Source organism: Flavobacterium sp. (genome assembly GCF_043722275.1).
Classification (GTDB): domain Bacteria; phylum Bacteroidota; class Bacteroidia; order Flavobacteriales; family Flavobacteriaceae; genus Flavobacterium.
Genome location: NZ_JAYSPC010000163.1, coordinates 1 through 7158 on the forward strand (window position 1 = coordinate 1; position 7158 = coordinate 7158).

6 protein-coding genes are annotated in these 7158 nt (G+C 32.6%); all 6 read left to right on the plus strand.

Features of this window, described 5'->3' with window-relative positions; all coding sequences use genetic code 11:
* Positions 1-1263: endopeptidase La (lon, locus tag ACHZDT_RS20300; RefSeq protein ID WP_394776523.1), on the plus strand; the 1263-nt coding region annotated here is incomplete at its 5' end.
* Between the two features lie 151 nt (positions 1264-1414).
* Entirely contained in the window at positions 1415-2434 is a 1020-nt protein-coding gene (porQ, locus tag ACHZDT_RS20305) for a type IX secretion system protein PorQ (protein ID WP_394776524.1), read from the plus strand.
* 164 nt (positions 2435-2598) lie between these two features.
* Positions 2599-3291, plus strand: a complete 693-nt coding sequence (gene cmk, locus ACHZDT_RS20310; protein WP_394776525.1) for a (d)CMP kinase — start codon at positions 2599-2601, stop codon at positions 3289-3291.
* Positions 3292-3358: 67 nt separating this feature from the next.
* Positions 3359-4735, plus strand: coding sequence for a nucleoside permease (locus tag ACHZDT_RS20315; RefSeq protein ID WP_394776526.1), 1377 nt, complete (start codon positions 3359-3361; stop codon positions 4733-4735).
* A gap of 455 nt (positions 4736-5190) precedes the next feature.
* Positions 5191-5520 (plus strand): helix-turn-helix domain-containing protein, encoded by a 330-nt coding sequence (locus ACHZDT_RS20320; RefSeq protein WP_394776527.1) that lies wholly within the window; start codon positions 5191-5193, stop codon positions 5518-5520.
* Between the two features lie 393 nt (positions 5521-5913).
* Positions 5914-7158: 30S ribosomal protein S1 (locus ACHZDT_RS20325; RefSeq protein WP_394776528.1), on the plus strand; the 1245-nt coding region annotated here is incomplete at its 3' end.

Sequence of the window (7158 nt, forward strand, 5' to 3'; positions counted from 1 at the left end):
TCAATTGGGAAATCCGTAGCCGAAGCATTAGGACGAGAATATGTTAGGATTTCACTTGGTGGACTTCGAGATGAAGCCGAAATTCGCGGTCACCGAAAAACATATATTGGCGCCATGCCTGGAAGGATTATTCAGAGTTTGAAAAAAGCTGGAACATCAAATCCAGTATTTGTACTTGATGAAATCGATAAATTATCCAATAGCAATCAGGGCGATCCGTCATCAGCATTGTTAGAAGTTTTAGATCCGGAGCAAAACAATTCGTTTTACGATAATTTCCTAGAAATGGGTTACGATTTATCTAAAGTTATGTTTATTGCAACATCAAACAACATGGCAAATATCCAGCCTGCGCTAAAAGACAGAATGGAAGTCATAAAAATGTCTGGTTATACCATTGAAGAAAAAGTAGAAATTGCAAAAAGACACCTTTTCCCAAAACAATTAGAAGCACACGGATTAACAACTAAAGATTTAACGATTGGCAAAAAACAATTAGAGAAAATTGTTGAAGGTTATACACGTGAATCCGGAGTTCGTAATCTGGAAACTAAAATTGCTCAGGTAATTCGTAATGCTGCAAAATCAGTTGCGATGGAAGAGGAGTACAATAAAAAAGTAACTGACGAAGATATCCTAAAAGTTTTAGGTGTACCAAGATTAGAACGCGATAAATACGAAAACAATGATGTTGCCGGAGTTGTTACAGGTTTAGCCTGGACAAGCGTTGGAGGTGATATTTTGTTTATTGAATCATTAATATCCGAAGGAAAAGGTTCATTGACTATTACAGGAAATCTTGGTAATGTCATGAAAGAATCGGCTACAATTGCATTAGAATATATCAAAGCAAATGCTAAAAAATTAGGATTGGGCGTTGAGTTATTCCAAAAATATAATATTCACTTACACGTTCCTGAAGGTGCTACGCCAAAAGACGGACCAAGTGCCGGTATTGCAATGTTAACTTCTTTAGTTTCATTATTGACTCAAAAGAAAGTAAAGAAAAGTTTAGCAATGACAGGCGAGATCACGCTTCGTGGTAAAGTTTTACCTGTTGGCGGAATCAAAGAAAAAATCTTAGCTGCAAAAAGAGCTAATATTAAAGAAATCATTTTGTGTCATGAAAACAAAAGTGATATTGATGAAATTAAAGCAGAATATTTAGAAGGTCTTACTTTTCATTATGTAAAAGAAATGAGTGAAGTTTTGGCTTTAGCTTTGACAGATCAAAATGCAAAAAATGCAAAAACATTAAAATAAATTTCAACGGAAATCCTAAAAATGAGATTCCAAATCCCAATTCTGCAATCGCAGCTTTTGGAATTTGGAATTTCATTTTTTTATTTTTTTATAAGCTATATAATTTTATCTTCGCAACTGCGTTATTCCCATATAGGAACGCCTGAAATGCATGTTTAAACAACTTGTTTTATTTTTATTGTTGTTGGTTTGTTCGGTTTCTTTCGGACAAATTGGAGGGCGCTACACCTATCAATTTCTTAATTTAACGACTTCTCCAAGGCAGGCAGCGTTAGGAGGAAAAAACATAACCATTTATGATGAAGATGTCAATCAGGTGATGTCTAATCCGGCAGCTTTAAACGTAGATATGGACAATCATCTGGCAATGAATTATGGTAATTATTACGGAGAAGCTTCTTATGGAACTGCTTCATATGCCTATACTTATGACAGACATGTGCAGACATTTTATGCCGGAGTAAGTTATGTTAATTATGGTTCATTTGAAGGTTATGATGAAAATGGTCAGGCAACTTCAGATTTTACGGGTAGTGAAGGCGCGCTTTCATTAGGTTATGCTTATAATATTCCTTACACAGATATACATGTTGGTGCAAACGTCAAGTTAATAACTTCAACTTTAGAAAGTTATAATTCTATTGGTGGAGCTGTAGATTTAGGGTTTTTGTATATAATTGAAAAAAATGATATAAATTTAGCACTGGTAATTCGTAATATAGGAACACAATTTACGACCTATTCAGGAATACAGGAAAAATTGCCGTTTGAAATTATTGCCGGTGTTTCACAAGAATTAGAACATGTACCCATTCGTTGGCATCTTTCCTTAGAGAATTTGCAGCAATGGAATATTTCATTTTCAAATCCCGTTCGTGGAGAAACCAATATTGATGGATCTACAAGTAATGAAAAAGTTTCGTTTGTAAATAATGCTTTGCGACATGTTGTTATGGGTTTAGAACTTTTTCCCCAGAAAGCATTTAATTTACGTTTGGGATATAATTTTAGAAGAGGAGAAGAATTAAGAGTTGATGAACAACGTAATTTTTCAGGAATATCTTTAGGATTTGGTTTAAGAATGAATAAATTAAAGTTTAATTATTCGTATTCAAGATATACATTGGCAGCTAATACAAGTCTTTTTGGTCTAATCTTAAATTTCCAATAATTATATGAAGATATTCAGTTTAGAAAAAATGAATATGAGAATAAGCGAAATAAGAAACAAGATTAGTGTTGATCTAAATGCAATACTAAAATTGCTTTTTTTGTTGACATTAGAATAAAAAACTACGCATACAATAAAAATCAATAAAATTTAAAATTACCATTTTGAAAAAAATTACCGTTGCTATTGATGGGTTTTCATCAACAGGAAAAAGTACTTTGGCAAAACAATTGGCTAAAGAGCTAGAATATGTATATGTAGATACAGGAGCAATGTACCGCGCAGTTGCGTATTATGCCATGCAGAATCAGCTTATAGGAACTGATTTTTTTGATAAAACTGCTTTAGTTCAGGCTTTGCCAAAAATTCAGCTAGAGTTTAAATTCAATGCCGATTTAGGTTTTGCTGAAATGTATCTGAATGATGAAAATGTCGAAAAACAAATTAGAACTATTGAGGTTTCTAACTTCGTAAGTAAAGTAGCGGAAATTTCTGAAGTGCGTTCTAAATTAGTAGAACAGCAACAGGAAATGGGAAAAAATAAAGCTATAGTTATGGACGGTAGGGATATAGGAACCGTTGTTTTTCCTGATGCTGAACTTAAAATTTTCATGACCGCAAGTGCCGAAACACGCGCGCAAAGACGTTTTGATGAATTACAGCAAAAAGGTGATGACGTATCTTATGAAGATGTTTTGAAAAATGTAGTTGAAAGAGATTATATTGACACACATCGCGCAGATTCTCCTCTTATTATAGCAGATGACGCAATAGAAATAGATAATTCCTACTTAAATAGAGAGGAACAATTTGCGGCTGTTTTAGAATTAATAAATGATGTTGTTAAAACAGTTTAATTTTTTGCAGATTTCATTTTTAATGGTAGTTTTACCGCTTCATTTATTTTAAAGACAATTTCATCATATGGGAATTAAAAACAGGTTGATTATAATGAGCTTTCTTCAATTTTTTGTTTGGGGAGCCTGGCTTATAACAATTGGAAATTATTGGTTTGGAACTAAAAATTGGGAAGGAACTCAGTTTGGTCTTGTTTTTGGAACCATGGGAATTGCTTCTTTATTTATGCCCACATTAACGGGAATTATTGCCGACAGATGGATAAATGCTGAAAAATTATATGGCTTTTTGCATATAATTTATGCAATAGTTTTATTTGGTATCGCACAAGTTACTACACCGGATAATTTTATATATGTAATGTTTGCTGCAATGTGCTGCTATATGCCAACAATTGCTTTGAGTAATTCAATTTCATATACCTCGCTTAAATTAAATAATAAAAACATTGTAAAAGATTTTCCGCCAATTCGGGTTTGGGGAACAATTGGATTTATTGCAGCAATGTGGATTACCAATCTAAGCGGAAGTAAAGCAACTGAATATCAGTTTTATATTGCTGGAGTTGGTGCGTTAATTCTTGGAGTTTATGCTTTTACATTACCAAAATGTCAACCACAGCGATTGACTAAAGAAGATGCTACATTAGTGGAAACTTTAGGATTAGAAGCTTTTAAGTTATTTGGAAATTATAAAATGGCTTTGTTTTTTGTATTTTCTATGTTTTTAGGAGGCGCTTTACAATTAACAAATGCGTACGGAGATGTGTTTTTAGATGAATTTAAACATTTTCCCAAATATGCAGATTCATTTGTAATTAAATATTCGACCATTATTATGTCGATTTCTCAGGTTTCTGAGACCTTGTTTATTTTAGCGATTCCGTTTTTCTTAAGACGCTTTGGAATCAAACAAGTAATGTTGATCAGTATGCTGGCTTGGGTTTTACGTTTCGGATTATTTGCTTTTGGAGATCCTGTAGGTGGTTTATGGATGATTATTATGTCTTGTATTGTTTACGGAATGGCATTTGATTTCTTTAATATCTCTGGTTCGTTATTCGTAGAAAGCAATACCGATTCTAAAATACGTTCATCAGCACAAGGATTATTTATGATGATGACAAATGGAGTAGGAGCAGTTTTAGGAAGTTTAACTTCCGGCTGGGCAATCGATCGTTTTTTTACAAAATCATTTCATAATACCGCTGAATTAGCGGGATTTTTGCAAACAGATACGACAAACTCTAAAATGTTGGATTTTGTTAAAGGACAAGGAAATGCAATTTCAACAGATGGAATTTTTACAAATCCAATTTTAATGAAAGACTGGCATACGATCTGGTTGTCATTCGCAGCTTACGCTTTGGTTATTGCTATTGCTTTTGCAGTTTTGTTTAAACATAAACATGATCCTAAGGAAATAGAGAAATTGAGTCATTAAAAAAATATAATTACAGATCTGTAAAATCTGTAATTTTAACAAATATAAAAAATACCACAAAAGCTTCTAAATTTAGAAACTTTTGTGGTGTTTTTGTTATATCTAAATTTGAATGAAATACTTTGAAACCAAGTTTTTAAAAGAAGCCGAGGAATTTATGTCGAAGCTTGACAAAAAAAACGATAACTAAACTTTTATATAATATTGATTTAGCACAAAAAATCACGATCCAAGATTGTTTAAAAAATTTAAAGATGATATTTGGGAATTTAGAGTGAGAGTTGGTGGTGTTTAAATTAGATTATTGGCATTTTGGGACAAAACGGATAATAAACAAACTTTTGTTTTTGCTACTCACGGCTTTCTGAAAAAAGTAGATAAGATTCCTCTTGACGAGATTGAAAGAGCTAAGAAAATAAGAAATCATTATTTTGAAAATAAGTAAAAAAAAAATCATGAAAAAAAAGACGGCAATTAAGTCATACTCTCTTTCTGAAATGAAAGATCGATATATTGGAGAAATTGGTACAACAGATAGAGATCAATATGAATATGAGCTTAATATGGAAATTCTGGGAAGGATGATTAAAACTGCCAGAAAAGAGAGAAATTTAACTCAAGAACAATTGGGAGAACTAATTGGAGTTAAAAAGGCTCAAATTTCTAAATTAGAAAGCAGTACAAATAGCGCGACAATAGATACAATTATTAAAGTTTTTAAAGCATTAAAAGCCGAGATTAGCTTTAATGTTAAAATTGAAAATCAAAATCTACAAGTTTCTTAAAAAACTTTGACAAAGATAATTACCCAAGTAACCCGACAGGTTTCAAAAACCTGTCGGGTTTGAAATACAAAGTTCTTAAAAATTACTAAACCTCTAATTTAGCCCCGATAGAGCAGGTATCCTTTTATGGCGGTCCCGAGGCTTCGGGAGCCATAAAAGATATAGGCGAAAGCGGGACTTCAGGTCTTGAAAACCCTTAAATTTTCTGCTCCTGAACAATACACTGATAATCATTTAGAATTGTTTTGCTATTACAAATAAATGTATTAATTTTGCAAACCTTTTGGCAGAGAAGAGTTTCCTTTAGGTATCAACTATTTATGTAAAACAACTTCTGTTTTTTCTATCGCTTTGTGAAACTCAAGAAAAACAGAATACAAATTTTTTATCAGCATGTCTGAACAATTAAAATCACAAGAAGAGTTTTTAGCAAATTTTAACTGGCATAACTTCGAAGAAGGTATCGATGCAGTAGATGAGAAAAACTTACAAGAATTCGAAGACTTAGTATCAAAAACTTTCATCGCTACAGATCAAGAAGAAGTAGTTGAAGGTGTAGTTGTTAGAATTACAGATAGAGACGTTATCGTTGATATCAACGCAAAATCGGAAGGTGTTATTTCTTTAAACGAATTCCGTTACAACCCAAACTTAAAAGTTGGTGACAAAGTAGAAGTATTAATTGACATCCGTGAGGATAAAACAGGTCAATTAGTATTATCTCACAGAAAAGCACGTACTATTAAATCATGGGATAGAGTTATTTCTGCAAATGAAACAGGAGAAATCGTTAATGGTTTTGTAAAATGCAGAACTAAAGGTGGTATGATCGTTGACGTTTTCGGAATTGAAGCTTTCTTACCTGGTTCTCAAATTGATGTTAAGCCAATTAGAGACTACGATGTATATGTAAACAAAATGATGGAATTCAAAGTGGTAAAAATTAACCACGAATTCAAAAACGTTGTTGTATCTCATAAAGCGCTTATTGAAGCAGATATCGAAGTACAGAAAAAAGAAATTATCGGTCAATTACAAAAAGGACAAGTATTAGAAGGTGTTGTTAAAAACATTACTTCTTATGGTGTGTTTATTGATTTAGGTGGTGTTGATGGATTAATTCACATTACTGACCTTTCTTGGAGTCGTATTAACCACCCAAGTGAAGTTCTTGAATTAGACCAAAAATTAAACGTTGTAATCCTTGATTTCGATGATGAGAAAACAAGAATTCAATTAGGATTGAAACAATTAAACGCTCACCCATGGGATGCTTTAGATGCTAACTTAAACATTGGTGATAAAGTAAAAGGTAAAGTAGTTGTAATCGCTGATTACGGTGCATTTATCGAAGTTGCTGAAGGTGTTGAAGGTTTAATCCACGTTTCTGAAATGTCATGGTCTACTCATTTACGTTCTGCACAGGATTTCGTAAAAGTTGGAGATGTTGTTGAAGCTGTTATCTTAACTTTAGATAGAGATGACCGTAAAATGTCATTAGGTATCAAACAATTGACTCAAGATCCATGGACTGACATTACTTCTAAATACCCAGTAGGTTCTAAACATACAGGTATCGTTAGAAACTTTACAAACTTTGGTATTTTCGTAGAATTAGAAGAAGGAATTGATGGATTA